The following is a 16507-nucleotide window of genomic DNA, read 5'->3' on the forward strand; positions in this document are numbered from 1 at the left end:
ATGACAGCGCGCAGTTTGCGGCTGTCGGGGCAACGCCTGTAGCGGGAGGCTTATTCGCCTTCGCCGAATTTATCGTTGATCAGCGCCACGATGGCGTTGAAACAATCCTGTTCATCAGCTCCTTCGGTTTCCAGTATGATCTTGCTGCCTTTGCCCGCCGCCAGCATCATCACGCCCATAATCGATTTTCCGTTCACCCGGCGGCCATTACGCGCAACCCAGACTTCGCTTTTGTATTTACTCGCCAGTTGTGTGAACTTGGCGGAAGCGCGTGCATGCAAACCCAGTTTGTTAACAATTTCAATTTCTTGTTGAATCATGCTGAACTTTCAGATCTCGGATTAATTGGGTGACAGGCGAATACGGTTATCAATACGCAAGGCGCCGTTCTGACCGCCCGCCAGCGCCATTTCCACCACCACATCCAGCGCGTCGTTGCGGTAAGTGATGGCGCGCAGCAGCATCGGCAGGCTGATACCGGCAATCGTGGCCACCTGATCTGCCTCGCCCAGCTGGCGGCAGCAGTTCGATGGCGTGCCGCCCATGATGTCGGTCATGACCAGCACTCCGGAACCGTCGTTCAGGCGCTGCACGGCGGCGCGCGCCAGATGGTTCACCTCTTCCGGATTCTGGTCGGCAACCACATCAATCGCCTCCAGACGCTCAGGCATACCGCGGAAGACATGCGCTGCCGCCTGGACGAAAGCCGATCCGAGCGGTGCATGTGTCAATAACAGTATTCCAACCATAATTTTTCAAAAATTGGGGGAGTATGTGTCAATTTCTATTGATCGCCCAGATAAAACAAGGCTCTTTAAATATACTCCCCGGAGTATATTAATTTTCCGCCAGCGCCGATTCGAGCGCATCAATAAACATCGCCGCCACATCAAATCCGGTCTGCTGGGTGATTTCCTGAAAACAGGTCGGGCTGGTGACATTCACTTCGGTCAGGCAACTGCCGATGACGTCTAATCCTACCAGCAACAGGCCTCTTTGATAAAGCTGCGGCGCCAAAGTCTGTGCAATCTCAAGATCTCTTTCCGACAAGGCTTGCGCCACACCGACGCCGCCCGCCGCCAGATTACCGCGCACTTCGCCGTGCTGAGGAATCCGCGCCAGCGCGAACGGCACCACCTTGCCGCCGATCAGCAGTATGCGCTTGTCGCCCTGAACAATCTCGGGAATATAACGCTGGACCATGATGGTGCGGCTGCCGTTGTCGGTCAGGGTTTCGATGACGGAACCCAGATTCATGCCGTCGGCACCGATGCGGAAAATGCCCATGCCGCCCATGCCGTCCAGCGGTTTCAGAATCACATCCCGGTGCTCGCGGTGAAACGCACGGATGCGCTCCGCGTCGCGCGTCACCAGCGTCGGCGCGGTGAACTGGCTGAATTGCGCAATGCTGAGTTTTTCATTGTGATTGCGGATCGCCGCCGGTTTGTTGAACACCCGCGCGCCCTGCTGTTCCGCCAGCTCCAGCAGATAGGTGGCGTAAATGTACTCCATGTCGAAAGGCGGGTCCTTGCGCTGCAAGACCACGTCAAACGCCTTCAGCGCCACTTCGGCCGGCACGTCGGCGCGATACCAGTCGTCCGCCGCGCCAGTCAGATGGATCTGGCGGGCCGCTGCCGTCACCACGCCATTTTCCAGCGCAATATCCTGCGGCTCCATCGCATAGATGCTGTGGCCGCGCCTGACCGCTTCGCGCATCATCGCGAAGGTCGAGTCTTTGTAGGTTTTGAACTGCGATAAAGGATCAGTCAGGAAAGCAATTTTCATAGCCCTACTTTCGCACCGGGAATACCGGTCAGATTAATAAATTTCCGGATTGGGATCGGTTTTTTCCAGTTCCAGCGAAGCTGCCAGCAAAGCCAGCCTTGCGACCACGCCGTACAGATAAAAACGGTTCGGCGCCGCGGTACCCGGCTTGGCTTTCATATCCGGCACCGCATGCTGCTGCGCAAAAGCCAGCGGCACGAAATGCATGCCCGGCGTGTTGAGATTTTCATCCACGCCGCGGCCTTCGTGGACGCGGTAGAAACCACCGACCACGTAACGGTCGATCATATACACCACCGGCTCGGCCACCGATTCGTTGATCTGCTCGAAGGTATACACCCCTTCCTGCACGATCACATCCGATACTTCCAGACCGTCTTTCACGACCGCCATCTTGTTGCGCTGCTTGCGGTTCAGGTCGCGGACTTCATCGGAACTGTGTACGGTCATGATGCCCATGCCATAGGTGCCGGCATCGGCCTTGACGACGACAAACGGTTTATCCTTAATGCCGTATTCCTTGTATTTTTTGCGGATTTTCGCCAGCACGGTATCGACTGCGGCCGCCAGCGCATCTTCGCCGGTGCCATCCTGAAAATTGATGTTATTCACCCGGGCGAAATACGGGTTCAGCATCCACGGGTCGATATCGACCAGCTTGGCAAATTTTTTGACCACGTCATCGTAAGAGGCGAAGTGATTGCTCTTGCGCCGCATCGCCCAGCCGGCATGTACCGGCGGCAACAGCGTCTGTTCATTGATATCTTCCAGGATAGCCGGGATGCCCGCCGACAAATCATTGTTCAGTAGGATGGTGCAAGGGTCAAAATTTTTCAGCCCCAGCCGGCGTCCGTTGGCTGAACGCTCCAGCGGCTCCAGAATCAGCTCGCTGCCGTCCGGCAGCGTCAGCGGTGTCGGTGCGGTGATCTCCGGCGACAGCGAACCCAGCCGCACATTCAGACCGGTCTGGCGGAAAATCTGCATCATGCGCGCCACGTTTTGCAGATAGAAAGTATTGCGGGTATGGCCTTCCGGAATCAGCAACAGATTCTTTGCATCAGGACAATATTTTTCGATGGCCGCCATCGCCGCCTGCACTGCCAGCGGCAGCATTTCAGACGCCAGATTATTAAATCCCCCGGGAAACAGGTTGGTATCGACCGGGGCGAGCTTGAAGCCTGCGTTACGCAAATCCACCGAACAGTAGAAGGGCGGCGTATGTTCCTGCCATTCCAGCCGGAACCAGCGCTCAATCGCCGGTGTGGCTTCGAGTATTTTCTTTTCTAAATCGAGCAGGGGGCCGTTTAAGGCCGTGACGAGGTGCGGAACCATAGTAACCTTTGTTGAAGTGCTTGCTGCCCGCCGGTCTGGCACAGTGATCGCTGCGATACGCCGGGGGCATGGTGACTTTGCTAGCTTGGGGTGAAATGACAGGAATCAAGTCATCTCCGCAATACCCCTACAAACTTCAGGACGATTTGGCCAGCAGGCTGAAATGCTCCACCACCGGCGGTGCCGCGAAATACGGGCCGACGATCGCACGCCACTGCGCAAATGCCGGGGATTCGCGGAAATCAATGGTGTGGTTTTCCAGCGTTTCCCAGAAAATCATCAGGACATAGCGTTCCGGCGATTCGATGCCTTTGTTGACTTTAAAGCCGCAAAATCCCCTGGCCTGGGAAATCACTTCTGCCAGGCCGCGCTGGATGGCGGCGTCGAATTCGGTCTGCTGACCGGGATGAATACGGATATCGGCAAGTTCGAGAATCATGATGGGCTCTTTGACAGAAAATGGTGTTGGAACAGATTGCGGATCAGTCTCACATTATGGCATTAATTGGCGCTCCGATTATCGGCGGCGCGCCAATCGGCCTCAGACCAGCCCCTGATCGGCCAGCTCCTTTTTGAGATAGGCGTAAAACACCGGCGCCGCCACCACACCGGGAATGCCAAACAGGGTTTCCATCACCAGAATCGCGGTCAGCAGCTCCCAGGCGCGCGCATTGATCTGAGCCCCGATGATACGGGCATTCAGGAAATATTCGGCTTTATGAATCACCACCATGAAAACCAGCGACGCCAGGGCAATATTCAGGGAGTGTGACAAAGCGACAATGACCAGCACCGAATTGGAAATAATGTTGCCCGCCACCGGAATCAGCCCGGCAATAAACGTAATCGCAATCATGGTTTTGGTCAGCGGCAGATGCACCCCGGCCAGTGGCAGGATCAGCACCAGATAAACCGCCGCCAGCAAGGTATTGATCAGTGAGATCTGCACCTGGGCAAACACGATCTTGCGGAAAATCCTGGCAAACTGTCTGGCGCGCTGCTGCAAAGCGGCGGCGAAGGGTTTGCGGTTTGCCGCTGCCGCCGTGCTGCGCAAGGCCACCAGGCTGCCGATCACCATCCCCAGCAGCAGATGCACGATCAGGTGCCCCGCTTCCGGCACCAGCAATTTCGCTTCACCGGCATGCTCACGCAACCAGTGAGCAATCATTGTCTGCAGTGCGTCGACATCTTCCGGGATGTTAGTGCTCACCCATTCCGGCATCTGACTGCGTGAGGCTTCCAGAATATCGGCCAGCCGCTGCAGCAAATTATGCAGGTTGCCGGCATCGCTGCGCAAAAAAACATGCCCGCCCCAGATCCCCAGTACCAGCACCAGCATCAGCACTGTCGACAGCAATGCCACCGCAATCAGGCGCGACTGGCGATGGCGGAACCGTCTTGCAATCGCCGGCGCCAGCATGTGCACCAGCGAATACACCAGCAGACCGGAAAACAGTGCGACCAGTAATCCGGCTTTCAGCACCAGCAGCAAGCTGATACCGGCAACAAGATAGGAAGCGTAAGCCGAGGCTTTCTGACGGAAATCTGTTTGCATGTGTATCTGCATTGTCTTTTCTCAGTGAATCAGGCCGGACAGTCCCGCCACAGCCAGCAACAACAGGATAAAAACACTGGTTACAGACAAGACAAAGCCAGGTGCACGCTTGGCCGGATCCCGGAAATAGGCAAGTGCATACCAGATCCGGCTCGCGAGCCAGACTGTCCCGGTCAGCGCCGCCCAGCGGTCACTGAACCAGAATGCGCAGAGCCATAAAGAAGGCAGGAAAAAAACCAGCTGCTCCAGCGTATTCATCTGCACCCGTAAAGCGCGCAGGAATTCGGGCGGCCCATCCACCGCCGGTGCTTTTACCTGATAACGTCCACGCGCCCTGCCCACTTCCGCGGCAGTCCAGAAATAAACGAGCAAAGCAGCAATACTGACCCAGGAAGTCCAGAAAAAAGGCATAAACACACTCCGGCTGAATACATCAGAAAGAAACATCGATTGAATTACCCACAATCACCAGCATCTATATGTGAGTGACTATCGTGATAACAAGATACAAACAAGGTGCAACTTACATAGTTCATCCATCATTGAAACATAGATTTACATCTCTTCTGTCCACGGAATCAGAACTTCCGGCGTTAAACAGACACTAACCCCAGACAGACTGATGATCATTTGCAATTTGCAGCGAGGTAATTATATGAATTTCACACTAAAACAATTTTCCCTGGGTACCTCACTGCTGGCGCTCGCATGCGCCCTGCCTGCCGCACAGGCAGCTGATTTTGAGGATTATGCCCGCGTCATCAACGTCCAGCCACAAGTCGAGCAAATCAATATGCCGCGCCAGGAATGCCGTACCGAATATGAAACGATACAGCGTCCGCAGGAGCGCAGTAACTCCGGCGGTATCATCGGCGGTATTGCGGGCGGCCTGCTCGGCAGCCAGGTCGGCGGCGGCAACGGCCGGATCGCAGCCGCAGCAGCCGGTGCGCTGACCGGCGCCATCGTCGGCGACCGCATGGATAATAACAATCAGCAAGGCGGTTACGACAGCCGCCCGATACGCCAGTGCCGTACCGTGGACAGCTGGCAGACACGCACCAACGGGTATGCCGTGACCTATGAATACAATGGGCGTACCTATACTTCGGTCATGCCTTATGACCCCGGTTCACGCCTGCGTCTGCATGTGTCGCTGACACCGCGTCCATAAGCACATCCGGCACAGCGCTGTGCCATTCCTTCAACAAAATGCCGCACTCAGCGGCATTTTTCATAAATATTTCCACAAACCAACATTAACTGCCTCTCTATTGAGCAGCAACAGCGACTGTTTATAGTATGATCTTGCGGCAAACTTAATGCTTCCGCTCCGTCTCCAGTCCATGAAAAACATCTTAAAAAAATACGGTCTGCTGGTATGGCTATCGCTCATCCTCTTAACCGGGTTCATGATCACGCTGTTTACCGGGTTCATCGCATCCCGCAATCTGCTCCAGCAACAAATTGCTGAGCAGACCTTGCCGGTCACCAGCGATGCTGTCGTTGCTGAAATCCAGAAAGAAATCCTGCGACCGGTACTGATTGCGTCGCAGATGGCGGGTAATACGTTTGTCCGCGACTGGATGAGCGCTGGCGAGGAAGATCAGACGCAAATCACCCGCTATCTGAAAGAAATCAAGGCAAAAAATAATGCGGTTTCCGTTTTTCTTGCCTCTGGCCTGACACACCGTCACTACCATGCCAGCGGCACACCAAAAAACCTCAGCGAAACCGATGCGCGGGACGCCTGGTTTGCCCGGATGCGAAATCAGAAAACACCTTACGAAACCAGCGTCGATACCGATGCGGCCAATCACGACAGCATGATGATTTCCGTCAGACACCGGATCACTGACGAGAATAAAAATTTTATCGGCGTCGCCGGCATCGGGTTTGCATCCGATACGGTCAGAAATCTGATCGATCAGTATCAGAACCGGTTTCACCGCAAAATTTATCTGGCCGACACCAAAGGCACTATCCTGCTGACAGGCAGCAATGCCGGAAATATGCGCGGCAATCTGGCCGGTATTGACGGCATGCAGGCGCTGGCGCCGCGGATTCTGGCAAACCGCAAAAATGAATCCCTGCATCTGGAATACAGTTCTGATGCCGGCAATGTGCAGCTCAGCACCCGCTTCCTGCCTGAACTGGGCTGGCATCTGCTGGCCGAGCAGGACACCGGCAGCGATATCCAGCCCTTGCAGAATGTGTTTCTGATGACTCTCGCTATCAGCGCTGGGGTGATGCTGCTGGTGATCGCCATCGTCTGGCGGAGTATCCGGCGTTACCAGAAAAAACTGGAGACTTCCGCCGAAACCGATACCCTGACCAAACTGCTGAATCGCCATGCCTTTGATTTCGTCTTTCAGCAAGCGCTGCTCGACAGCGAACGATCAAGGCAGCCGATGTGCGCTGCACTGATTGATATCGATCTCTTCAAAAAAATCAACGACAAGCATGGCCATCTGGTCGGCGACCATGTGCTACGTGAAATTGCCGCCATCTGTCGCCGCTCACTGCGGGAAAGCGATATCCTGTGCCGCTGGGGTGGCGAGGAATTTCTGGTGCTGCTGAAAAACTGCACGCTGGAAAAAGCGACCTCGATTGCGGAAAATCTGCGCAATACCATCGCCAGCAATGATTTCTCGCGCACCACCGATTTGCTGCAACAAAAGTTGACTGTCACCGTCAGTATGGGGGTTGCTGAATGCAAAGACCGCGAAACGGAAGACAGTGTGTTTGAACGTGCAGATCAGGCTTTGTATCAGGCCAAAACCAATGGCCGCAACAGCGTTTATTTTTCCGAGTGATGCCGCTTTGACGCCAGCTGGCGTGTCAGCGGGACAAAGCTGCGATACAGTTCGCCGGCATCCCGGTTCCAGCACTGCACGGCGGCCTGCTGCCGGCTGACAGTCTCCAGATCGCCGCGTGCGATCGGCCCGGTCAGCGCGGTGGCGCATCCCATCGTCAGTGCATTTTCCAGCGACTGCCGCGCCAGCGGCGCAGCCATTGCCAGCGCCTGCTGCGACGGAATGCCTGCAGCTGCATAGGTTTGCAGCGCCACCTCAATCAGCGTCACCAGGTAATTGCTCGCAAAAACAGAACCGGCGTGATACAGCAGCTTATTGGCTGCACTGATCTGCACCAGCGTGGCGCCGGCGCGCTGCAAGGCAGGCGAGAGGATGTCCAGCGCAAGTGCATCGCCTTCAACGCTGCAGATCGTACCGCTGAAATCTGCTGCCACCAGCGCCGGATTTGCGAAGCTGCGTACCGGATGCACGCTGGCCACAGCAGCACCGGCAGCTGTGGCAGCCTGCAATTCGGTGGAGGCTTTGGAACCGCTGCAATGAAAAACCACACTTCCCGGTTGCAGCACATCCTGTTTCACTAACTGCTGGCAAACGGCCGCCAGATGATCGTCCCCGACGGCCAGCATCCAGACATCCGCCGGCGTCAGTTGCGCCCAGTCCGCGACCGCTGTACCGGCACCGACAAAGGCGCACGCCTGCTGCGCGCTCGGCAAAGTACGGTTCAGTATCTGCTGCACCTGAAACGCAGCGCTGGCATGAAAGCGCTGCGCCAGCACCCGGCCGACTTTACCGGCCCCGATGACAGAAAAGCGCATCATGCGTCTGCCTCATCCGGAAAGCGGCGCAAGCCATCGAGATTCAGAATCGTGATGCCACCGTAATCAACAGTCAGCAGTTTTTTCTTTTCCAGCAATTGCAAAGCCTGATTCGCTCTTTGGCGCGACACGCTGGAGATATAGCCGATTTCTTCCTGGGAAATCTGCAACTGCATGCTGCTGCCCGGATTCAGGTAGGGATTGAACATGGACGCCAGACAACGCGCAACGCGGGTATCGGGGTCCAGCATACGGTCATATTCGACCAGAGAAATAAACAGACCCAGCCGCTCATTTAACTGATGCAACAGGAAACGGTTAAAGGCAATGCTGTGGTCCAGCAGAAAATTAAAGGTGCTGCGCGGCATGTAGGCAACGCGGGTATCGCGCAGCGCGACAACGTCGTAACGCCGTGGTTCGGTCTTCAGCAGCGAGCCTTCGCCAAACCATCCGCCTGCCAGCATGCAGCTGAAGGTCACGGTTTTACCGTCCGGTGAAATACTGCTCATTTTCAGAAAACCTTCAATCACACCCATCCAGTGATCGACCGGATCACCCTTGCGGCAGACATATCCGCCCGCCGGGATAAAGCGCTCCACCACTTCATCTTCCACTTTCTGCATATGCTCGGGGGCCAGCATGCCGGCCCACATGGTCTTTGCAAACCTCTGCCGGAAATCATTCCTGTTATTTGTCATATTGTGCGATGCACCACCGAAAGTTCAGGCATTCCGTCAGATTGTCAGTCAAACGACAGCCATCAGAAATGCAAGCCTCTAGTATCTGATCCATAAAAAGATGTAAGCGGACATTGTAAGCGAGCCGTGACGCCAGCGGAATCAGCCAGCGGCACAATCACCTTGTCTGCCGGAAGTTTCACTGTTTCTGCCACAACTGGCTGTAAGTCTAACGTAAGGCAGGGTGAGGAGACTCCGTGAAGCAACCCAAAAAACGGGCAAGCTGTGCAAGGTCAGAGAACCCTGTTCCCAGGAACACACAGCATTCCCGGTAAGCCCAACATAATCAGGCTGGTGGTGGAGACATGACAATCAATGCGAACAGTACGTTCCCCAGGTTATTACTGGAGCACGGACGCACACGCCCCGATCATCCCGCGTACCGCGAGAAAGATCTGGGAATCTGGCAAACCTGGAACTGGAAACAGGTCAACACGGAAGTCCGCGCGCTCGCCTGCGGCCTTGCTGCGCAAGGCTTTCAGCGCGGCATGCATCTGGCAATCATCGGTGATAACCGCCCGCGCCTGTACTGGGCGATGATGGCAGCGCAATGCCTGGGCGGGATTCCTGTTCCGCTGTATCAGGATGCACCGGCTGCAGACATGGCCTATGTGCTGGAAAACGCCGAAATCGCTTTCGCTGTCGCAGAAGATCAGGAGCAGGTGGACAAACTGCTCGATATCAAACAGCACTATGCCGGAATACAACATATCTGCTTTGAAGACGAGCGCGGCATGCGCCATTATCACCAGCCCGAGCTGAGCTCTTATGCCGCCCTGCAGGAACTGGGACGCACTTATGACCGCGAGCATCCTGATTTTTTCCTGCAGCAAATAGAACTGGGGCAACCCGAAGACACCGCTGTGATGCTGTACACCTCCGGCACCACCGGCAAACCAAAAGGCGTTTGCCAGAGTCACCGCTCCTTCATGACTGCCGGACAAGGCGGCGTGCATTTCGACAAACTGCAACAACAGGAAGATATTCTGTCCTATCTGCCGATGGCATGGGTCGGCGATCATCTGTTCTCATTCGCCCAGGCACTGGTTGCCGGATTCACCGTGAACTGCCCGGAATCCAGCGAGACCGTGATGACTGATCTGCGCGAAGTCGGTCCGACCTATTATTTCGCGCCGCCCCGTGTGTTTGAAAACATGCTGACCAACGTCATGATCCGCATGGAAGACGCCGGCGCCATCAAACGCGGCCTGTTTCATCACTATATGGAAGTGGCGCGCCGTGCCGGCGCCGATATTCTCGATGGCAAAAAAGTGCCGCTGAGCGACCGGCTGCAATACTGGCTGGGTGAAATCCTGATTTACGGCCCGCTGAAAAACGTGCTGGGTTTATCCCGTGTCCGGGTTGCCTATACCGCAGGCGCAGCGATCGGTCCCGACCTGTTCCGTTTTTACCGTTCCATCGGCGTCAACCTGAAGCAGCTGTACGGCTCCACGGAAACCTGCGCCTACGTCTGCCTGCAGCCTGACGGAAAAATCAAATTCGACAGCGTGGGTGAAGCCGCGCCGGGTGTGGAAGTGCGGCTGGCAGACAATGGCGAGGTGCTGGTCAAATCCGCTGCCATGCTGACCGGCTATTACAAACGGCCGGATGCCACCGCCGAAGTTATGGACGACAAGGGTTATTTTCACACTGGTGATGCCGGACTGTTTGACCAGGAAGGGCACCTGAAAATCATCGACCGGGCCGCTGATGTCGGCAAACTCAATCATGGCGATATGTTTGCGCCGAACTATATCGAAAACAAGCTGAAGTTCTTCCCCTTCATCAAGGAAGCGGTGGCTTTCGGTAATGGCCGCGATCATGTCTGCGCCTTCATCAATATCGATATGGAAGCCGTCGGCAACTGGTCTGAGCGGCGCGGAATCGCTTACTCCGGCTATACCGATCTGGCAGCCAAGCCGGAAACCTGTCAGCTGATCATGTCCTGCATTGAAAAAGTGAATGCCGATCTGGCCGGTGAAGCACTGATGTCCGGAACCCAGATCCACCGCTTCCTGATTCTGCATAAGGAGCTTGACCCCGACGACGACGAACTGACCCGCACCCGCAAAGTCCGGCGCAATTTTATTTCCCAGAAGTATGCGGTGCTGATTGATGCGCTGTATTCCGGAAAACGTTCCCAGTACATCGAGACCCAGGTCAAATTTGAAGATGGCCGGCAAGGCACCGTCAGCGCTGATCTGCATATCAGCGACGTCAAGACCTTCGCTCCGCGACAACAGGCCGCATAAGGAATCCGTATGACAGCAAACAGAAAAACCGGTGATGTCATTCTCGACCTGCAGAACATTTCACTGTCGTTCGGCGGTGTGAAAGCGCTGACCAATATTTCCTTTAACGTCAGGGAACATGAAATCCGCGCCATCATCGGTCCCAATGGCGCCGGTAAAAGCTCCATGCTGAATGTAATCAATGGCGTGTATCGCCCGCAGCAAGGGCAGATTACCTATCGCGGTCAGCAGCGCAAAGACATGAATACCTATGCCGCAGCCAAAAGCGGTATTGCCCGCACCTTTCAGAACATCGCGCTGTTCAAGGGCATGAGCGTGCTCGATAACATCATGACCGGCCGCAATCTGAAAATGAAGAGTCATTTTCTGCTGCAGGCCCTGTACTGGGGACCGGCGCAGAAAGAAGAAATCGCACACCGGCAGAAGGTGGAAGAAATCATCGATTTTCTTGAGATTCAGCATATCCGCAAAACCCCGGTGGGCCGTCTGTCTTATGGCCTGCAAAAACGGGTCGAACTGGGCCGCGCACTGGCTGCAGAACCGGAAATCCTGCTGCTCGACGAACCGATGGCAGGCATGAATGTGGAAGAGAAGCAGGACATGAGCCGCTTCATTCTGGATGTGAACGATCAGCTCGGCACCACGATCGTCCTGATTGAACACGATATGGGTGTGGTCATGGATATTTCCGACCGGGTTGTGGTGCTCGATTACGGCAAGAAAATCGGTGACGGCAGTCCGGCGGAAGTGCTCGCCAATCAGGAAGTCATCAATGCCTATCTCGGCGTAGCCCACTGATATCGCACAGTATGAGGAATGCAAAATGAGTCTGAATTTTTTCTTTGAAGTGCTGATCGGCGGCTTGCTGTCAGGCGTGATGTATGCGCTGGTGGCGCTGGGTTTTGTCCTGATCTACAAAGCATCCGGTGTCTTCAATTTTGCCCAGGGTGCGATGGTGTTTTTTGCGGCGCTGACCTGTGTCGGCCTGAGTGAAAAATTTGACCTGTCGATCTGGCTGGCGATTCCGCTGACGATGGCCGTCATGGTGGTTCTGGGGCTGGCGATCGAAAAAATCGTGCTGCGCCCGCTGGTCAACCAGCCGGAAATCACTTTGTTCATGGCGACCATCGGCCTGACGTTCTTTATCGAAGGACTGGCGCAACTGTTGTGGGGTTCGCAACCGCATAAACTGAGCCTGCCAATCGAGGATGTGCCGATCGAATTCATCATGGAAAAATTCAATATCCTCGTGTCCCAGTTCGATGTGATCGCGGCGCTGATCTGCGCGATTCTGGTGACCGGACTGGCGCTGCTATTTTCCAAAACCAAGATCGGCCGCGCCCTGCGCGCTGTCGCTGACGATCATCAGGCGGCGCTGGCGGTCGGCATTCCTTTGCAGCAGATCTGGGGCATCGTCTGGACTGTCGCAGGATTTGTCGCGCTGGTTGCCGGTTTATTGTGGGGCGCGCGCAACGGCGTGCAGTTCGCACTGACCTTCGTTGCGCTCAAAGCGTTGCCGGTACTGATTCTGGGCGGCTTCACCTCCGTTCCCGGTGCGATCGTCGGCGGACTCATCATCGGCGCCTCGGAAAAGCTGGCTGAAGTGTATATCGGACCGCTGGTCGGCGGCGGCATCGAAGGCTGGTTTCCGTATGTGCTGGCGCTGCTGTTCCTGCTGGTCAGGCCGGAAGGTCTGTTCGGTGAAAAAATCATTCGCCGCATCTGACACGGCGACGTGCCCGGCATCACTGTACGGCATCTGCCGAATGAACCGCAGACTGTTTGAGAGAAGGAATTTTTATGTTTTATCGTGAAGCAGGACAATTCAAAACCAGCTACCAGGCGGACAACCAGATTTTTCCGTTACGGCAGGACAGGATAGGCGTATCCGTGTTGCTGGCGGCGGCTTTTGTTGTCGTGCCGCTGCTGGCATCCGACTATGCTTTTTCCGCGATCTTCATCCCATTCCTGATTTTTTCTCTGGCAGCACTGGGGCTCAATATCCTGACCGGCTATGCCGGCCAGTTGTCGCTGGGTTCCGCCGCGTTCATGGCAGTCGGTGCATTTGCTTCGTATAACTTCATGCTGCGCCTGCCGGGTATTCCGGTATTGCTGGCGTTTGTGCTGGGCGGCGTCTCTGCGGCACTGGTCGGCATTGCATTCGGACTGCCGTCATTGCGGATCCGCGGTTTCTATCTGGCGGCGGCAACGCTGGCAACCCAGTTTTTTGTGGTCTGGTGCCTCACTAAAATTCAGTGGTTCACCAATTACAGCTCCTCCGGCGTCATTACGGCACAGGAAATTGTGATTCTGGGGCAGGCGTTTAATACGCCGGTCAAAAAATATCTGCTGACCCTGGTCGTCGTCTGCCTGATGGCCCTGCTCGCCAAAAACATGGTGCGCTCTAATGTCGGCCGCTCCTGGATGGCGGTGCGGGACATGGATGTGGCTGCTGAAGTCATCGGCTTCCGGCTGATGCGTACCAAGCTGCTGGCGTTCGCCGTGTCGTCGTTTTATTGCGGTATTGCCGGAGCGCTGTATGCCTATGCGTATCTGGGCACCGTAGAGCCGGAAGCCTACAATCTGGATTTGTCCTTCAAGATTTTGTTCATGATCATTATTGGCGGTGTTGGCTCTATTCTGGGTTCATTTCTGGGTTCGGCCTTTATTGTGCTGTTACCGATTTTCCTGAATCTGGTCGCCCACGGTCTGGCATTACCGACCAATGTGGCGTCCAACCTGGAGCTGATGGTGTTCGGCGCGCTGATCATCTTTTTCCTGATTGTGGAACCACACGGGCTGGCGCGTCTGTGGCAGATCGCGAAGGAAAAATTACGTTTGTGGCCGTTCCCGCATTAAGTTTTCAACGCAGCACCGAGCAACCATAACAACAGCGTCCTTTTCATAAGACGTGGAAATTCATCGACAACCTACAGGAGACAATATGAAACTGATGAAATCTCTCATGCTGGCATCCGCATTGATGGGCGCTGCCAGTCTGGCGCAGGCGGAAGACCAGTTTATCCCGATTCTGTCGTACCGCGTCGGCCCTTACGCTGCAGGCGGCTCCGGCTTCTTTGGCGGCGCTATCGACTACTTCAACCTCATCAATGCCAAAGGCGGTCTGAATGGCGTCAAGATTTCGTGGGAAGAATGCGAGACCGAATACAACGCATCACGCGGCGTCGAATGCTATGAGCGCCTGAAAAAAGCACAGGGCGGCGCTTCTCTGGTCGAGCCGCTGTCCACCGGTATTGCCTATGGTGTTCTGGACCGCGTCGGGGAAGACAAAATCCCGATGACCACCCTCGGCTACGGACGTTCGGATGCCGCCAACGGCAAAGTATTTCCCTACATTTTTCCGCTGATCACCAGCTACTGGAATCAGGCTGCTGCGATGACCAAATACCTCGGCGATAAAGCCGGCGGCATGGATAAACTGAAGGGCAAAAAAATCGTGCACCTGTATCACGATTCGGCTTTCGGTAAAGAGCCGATCCCGGTACTGGAAGCGCAGGCAAAGCAATACGGTTTTGAACTGATCAAAATCCCGGTTGCGCATCCCGGCAATGAACAGCAATCACAATGGCTGCAGATCCGTCAGGCGAATCCGGACTTCGTGATTCTCTGGGGCTGGGGCGTGATGAATGCGGTTGCGATCAAGACAGCGCAACGCAACGGCTATTCCCGCGAAAAAATGCTGGGCGTCTGGTGGGCCGGTTCGGAAGAGGATGCGATTCCTGCTGGCGATGCAGCGAAAGGCTATACCGCGATGACCTTCAACACGCCTGGCAATTATCCGGTACTCGATGAAATCCGCAGCAAAGTATATGCGGCCGGCAAAGGTAATCTCAGCGATAAATCCCGTATCGGCTCGGTCTATCACATGCGCGGTGTGACTGCGGCGATCCTGTGGTCGGAAGCCATTCTGAAAGCGCAGGAAAAATTCGGCAAGGGGAAACTGATGACTTCCGAACAGATCCGCTGGGGTTTTGAAAACCTGAATGTGGATGAAGCCCGCCAGAAGGCGCTGGGGGCACTCGGCATGTTCCCGCCAGTCAAAACATCCTGCGAAGATCACGAAGGTTCCGGCGCCGTGAAGGTGCAGCAATGGACCGGCGATAAATGGAAAGCCATCACGCCGAACTGGGTTGTGGGCGATAAAGCGCTGACCCGCGCCATGCTGGAAGAGTCGTCCAATAAATATGCAGCAGAAAAGAAAATCACGCCTGTCTGCCTGAAGTAACGCTTACCGGCACCGGAGGCTGGCTGCCAGCCGGACAGCCTCCGGTTTCGTCAACGCTGAAATGAGCTGAAAAGATATTCATCATGAGTCTGCATGCCAATCCGGCTGAGAGCGCCCTCTGCAACCCGGCCTATCTCAGCGTCAACAATATCGAAGTTATTTACGACCATGTGATCCTGGTCCTGAAAGGCATTTCACTTCAGGTACCGCAAGGAAAAATTGTGGCATTGCTGGGTGCCAATGGCGCCGGTAAATCGACCACGCTGAAAGCAATTTCCACCCTGCTCAAAAATGAGCGCGGCGATATCACTAAAGGCGACATTACCTTTCAGGGACAGCGCGTTGATCACTTAACGCCGAACGAGCTGGTCAAACGCGGCTTGTCACAAGTGATGGAGGGACGGCATTGTTTCGGCCATCTGTCGGTGGAAGAAAACCTGCTGACCGGCGCATATACCCGCAACCTGTCCCGTGCCGAACTGAAAGAGGCGCTGGAAAAGGTGTATCACTATTTCCCCCGCCTGCGTGAACGCCGGCAGTCGCAGGCCGGCTATACCTCCGGCGGCGAGCAGCAGATGTGCGCGATTGGCAGGGCGCTGATGGCAAAGCCTTCGATGATCCTGCTTGACGAGCCTTCGATGGGCATTGCGCCGCAACTGGTGGAAGAAATTTTCGAGATCGTGAAAAGTCTCAATGTGCAGGAAAACGTTTCTTTCCTGCTGGCCGAACAGAACACCAATATCGCGCTGCGTTACGCCGACTTTGGCTACATTCTGGAAAATGGCCGCGTGGTCATGGAAGGCGACGCCAAAGACCTGTCCAGCAATGAAGACGTCAAGGAATTTTATCTCGGCGTTTCCGGTGCCGGGCGCAAGAGTTTCCGCGACATGAAATTTTACCGCCGCCGCAAACGCTGGCTGGCTTAATGCTGATTAATGCTACTTAATGACTAACGGCTTCGTATTGACCTGA

At 55.3% G+C, this 16507-nt stretch carries 17 protein-coding genes; 8 read left to right on the forward strand and 9 right to left on the reverse strand.

Going from position 1 to position 16507, the window contains the following annotated elements; translation table 11 throughout:
• Window positions 1-50: 50 nt before the first annotated feature.
• The 7 genes from H8K27_RS11810 to H8K27_RS11840 form a co-directional block, all read right to left on the reverse strand.
• Window positions 51-320 carry an HPr family phosphocarrier protein gene (locus H8K27_RS11810; protein WP_186863372.1) on the reverse strand — a complete coding sequence of 90 codons (270 nt, stop codon included), beginning with the start codon at window positions 318-320 and terminating at the stop codon, window positions 51-53.
• A 21-nt stretch (window positions 321-341) separates the two neighbouring features.
• Entirely contained in the window at window positions 342-749 is a 408-nt protein-coding gene (locus H8K27_RS11815) for a PTS sugar transporter subunit IIA (RefSeq protein WP_186863373.1), read from the reverse strand.
• An 88-nt stretch (window positions 750-837) separates the two neighbouring features.
• Window positions 838-1785, reverse strand: coding sequence for a glutathione synthase (gene gshB, locus H8K27_RS11820; RefSeq protein ID WP_186863374.1), 948 nt, complete (start codon window positions 1783-1785; stop codon window positions 838-840).
• Window positions 1786-1818: 33 nt separating this feature from the next.
• Complete coding sequence (gshA, locus tag H8K27_RS11825) at window positions 1819-3117, reverse strand: glutamate--cysteine ligase (RefSeq protein WP_186863375.1); 1299 nt, start codon at window positions 3115-3117, stop codon at window positions 1819-1821.
• Window positions 3118-3253: 136 nt separating this feature from the next.
• The gene (locus H8K27_RS11830) at window positions 3254-3556 is read right to left on the reverse strand and encodes an antibiotic biosynthesis monooxygenase family protein (RefSeq protein WP_186863376.1); all 303 of its coding nucleotides are present in this window, start codon (window positions 3554-3556) and stop codon (window positions 3254-3256) included.
• A 102-nt stretch (window positions 3557-3658) separates the two neighbouring features.
• Window positions 3659-4672, reverse strand: a complete 1014-nt coding sequence (locus tag H8K27_RS11835; protein WP_186863377.1) for an AI-2E family transporter — start codon at window positions 4670-4672, stop codon at window positions 3659-3661.
• Window positions 4673-4693: 21 nt separating this feature from the next.
• Entirely contained in the window at window positions 4694-5083 is a 390-nt protein-coding gene (locus H8K27_RS11840; protein ID WP_186863378.1) for an MAPEG family protein, read from the reverse strand.
• Between the two features lie 244 nt (window positions 5084-5327).
• Between H8K27_RS11840 and H8K27_RS11845 the strand changes: the two genes are divergently transcribed.
• Window positions 5328-5843, forward strand: a complete 516-nt coding sequence (locus tag H8K27_RS11845; RefSeq protein WP_176801768.1) for a glycine zipper 2TM domain-containing protein — start codon at window positions 5328-5330, stop codon at window positions 5841-5843.
• Between the two features lie 172 nt (window positions 5844-6015).
• Entirely contained in the window at window positions 6016-7485 is a 1470-nt protein-coding gene (locus H8K27_RS11850; RefSeq protein ID WP_186863379.1) for a sensor domain-containing diguanylate cyclase, read from the forward strand.
• Here H8K27_RS11850 and H8K27_RS11855 read toward each other — a convergent pair.
• Both H8K27_RS11855 and H8K27_RS11860 read right to left on the reverse strand, forming a co-directional pair.
• Window positions 7470-8303 carry a Rossmann-like and DUF2520 domain-containing protein gene (locus H8K27_RS11855; protein WP_186863380.1) on the reverse strand — a complete coding sequence of 278 codons (834 nt, stop codon included), beginning with the start codon at window positions 8301-8303 and terminating at the stop codon, window positions 7470-7472. The two genes, H8K27_RS11850 and H8K27_RS11855, sit on opposite strands and share 16 nt — an antisense overlap.
• Window positions 8300-8998 (reverse strand): Crp/Fnr family transcriptional regulator, encoded by a 699-nt coding sequence (locus H8K27_RS11860; RefSeq protein ID WP_186863381.1) that lies wholly within the window; start codon window positions 8996-8998, stop codon window positions 8300-8302. The genes H8K27_RS11855 and H8K27_RS11860 overlap by 4 nt, the downstream gene beginning before the upstream one ends.
• Before the next feature lie 344 nt (window positions 8999-9342).
• Between H8K27_RS11860 and H8K27_RS11865 the strand changes: the two genes are divergently transcribed.
• From H8K27_RS11865 to H8K27_RS11890, 6 genes are all read left to right on the forward strand, one after another.
• Window positions 9343-11289: an AMP-binding protein gene (locus H8K27_RS11865; protein WP_186863382.1), complete on the forward strand. Its 1947-nt coding sequence runs from the start codon at window positions 9343-9345 to the stop codon at window positions 11287-11289.
• 9 nt (window positions 11290-11298) lie between these two features.
• The gene (locus H8K27_RS11870) at window positions 11299-12087 is read left to right on the forward strand and encodes an ABC transporter ATP-binding protein (RefSeq protein WP_186863383.1); all 789 of its coding nucleotides are present in this window, start codon (window positions 11299-11301) and stop codon (window positions 12085-12087) included.
• Window positions 12088-12118: 31 nt separating this feature from the next.
• Complete coding sequence (locus H8K27_RS11875; RefSeq protein ID WP_176802082.1) at window positions 12119-13015, forward strand: branched-chain amino acid ABC transporter permease; 897 nt, start codon at window positions 12119-12121, stop codon at window positions 13013-13015.
• A gap of 74 nt (window positions 13016-13089) precedes the next feature.
• Complete coding sequence (locus tag H8K27_RS11880; protein WP_186863384.1) at window positions 13090-14148, forward strand: branched-chain amino acid ABC transporter permease; 1059 nt, start codon at window positions 13090-13092, stop codon at window positions 14146-14148.
• 85 nt (window positions 14149-14233) lie between these two features.
• Window positions 14234-15535 carry an ABC transporter substrate-binding protein gene (locus tag H8K27_RS11885; protein WP_186863385.1) on the forward strand — a complete coding sequence of 434 codons (1302 nt, stop codon included), beginning with the start codon at window positions 14234-14236 and terminating at the stop codon, window positions 15533-15535.
• Between the two features lie 83 nt (window positions 15536-15618).
• A complete protein-coding gene (locus H8K27_RS11890; RefSeq protein ID WP_186863386.1) occupies window positions 15619-16461 on the forward strand; it encodes an ABC transporter ATP-binding protein in 843 nt (280 codons plus the stop codon).
• Window positions 16462-16507 lie beyond the last annotated feature (46 nt).

The sequence above is a fragment of the Cognatundibacterium griseum genome, assembly GCF_014284195.1.
Classification (GTDB): Bacteria; Pseudomonadota; Gammaproteobacteria; order Burkholderiales; family Burkholderiaceae_D; genus Undibacterium; species Undibacterium griseum.

Coding starts and splice junctions, on each gene's coding strand:
- H8K27_RS11810 (WP_186863372.1), bottom strand. CDS start 320: ATGATTCAACAAGAAATTGAAATTGTTAACAAACTGGGTTTGCATGCA.
- H8K27_RS11815 (WP_186863373.1), bottom strand. CDS start 749: ATGGTTGGAATACTGTTATTGACACATGCACCGCTCGGATCGGCTTTC.
- gshB (WP_186863374.1), bottom strand. CDS start 1,785: ATGAAAATTGCTTTCCTGACTGATCCTTTATCGCAGTTCAAAACCTAC.
- gshA (WP_186863375.1), bottom strand. CDS start 3,117: ATGGTTCCGCACCTCGTCACGGCCTTAAACGGCCCCCTGCTCGATTTA.
- H8K27_RS11830 (WP_186863376.1), bottom strand. CDS start 3,556: ATGATTCTCGAACTTGCCGATATCCGTATTCATCCCGGTCAGCAGACC.
- H8K27_RS11835 (WP_186863377.1), bottom strand. CDS start 4,672: ATGCAAACAGATTTCCGTCAGAAAGCCTCGGCTTACGCTTCCTATCTT.
- H8K27_RS11840 (WP_186863378.1), bottom strand. CDS start 5,083: ATGCCTTTTTTCTGGACTTCCTGGGTCAGTATTGCTGCTTTGCTCGTT.
- H8K27_RS11845 (WP_176801768.1), top strand. CDS start 5,328: ATGAATTTCACACTAAAACAATTTTCCCTGGGTACCTCACTGCTGGCG.
- H8K27_RS11850 (WP_186863379.1), top strand. CDS start 6,016: ATGAAAAACATCTTAAAAAAATACGGTCTGCTGGTATGGCTATCGCTC.
- H8K27_RS11855 (WP_186863380.1), bottom strand. CDS start 8,303: ATGATGCGCTTTTCTGTCATCGGGGCCGGTAAAGTCGGCCGGGTGCTG.
- H8K27_RS11860 (WP_186863381.1), bottom strand. CDS start 8,998: ATGACAAATAACAGGAATGATTTCCGGCAGAGGTTTGCAAAGACCATG.
- H8K27_RS11865 (WP_186863382.1), top strand. CDS start 9,343: ATGACAATCAATGCGAACAGTACGTTCCCCAGGTTATTACTGGAGCAC.
- H8K27_RS11870 (WP_186863383.1), top strand. CDS start 11,299: ATGACAGCAAACAGAAAAACCGGTGATGTCATTCTCGACCTGCAGAAC.
- H8K27_RS11880 (WP_186863384.1), top strand. CDS start 13,090: ATGTTTTATCGTGAAGCAGGACAATTCAAAACCAGCTACCAGGCGGAC.
- H8K27_RS11885 (WP_186863385.1), top strand. CDS start 14,234: ATGAAACTGATGAAATCTCTCATGCTGGCATCCGCATTGATGGGCGCT.
- H8K27_RS11890 (WP_186863386.1), top strand. CDS start 15,619: ATGAGTCTGCATGCCAATCCGGCTGAGAGCGCCCTCTGCAACCCGGCC.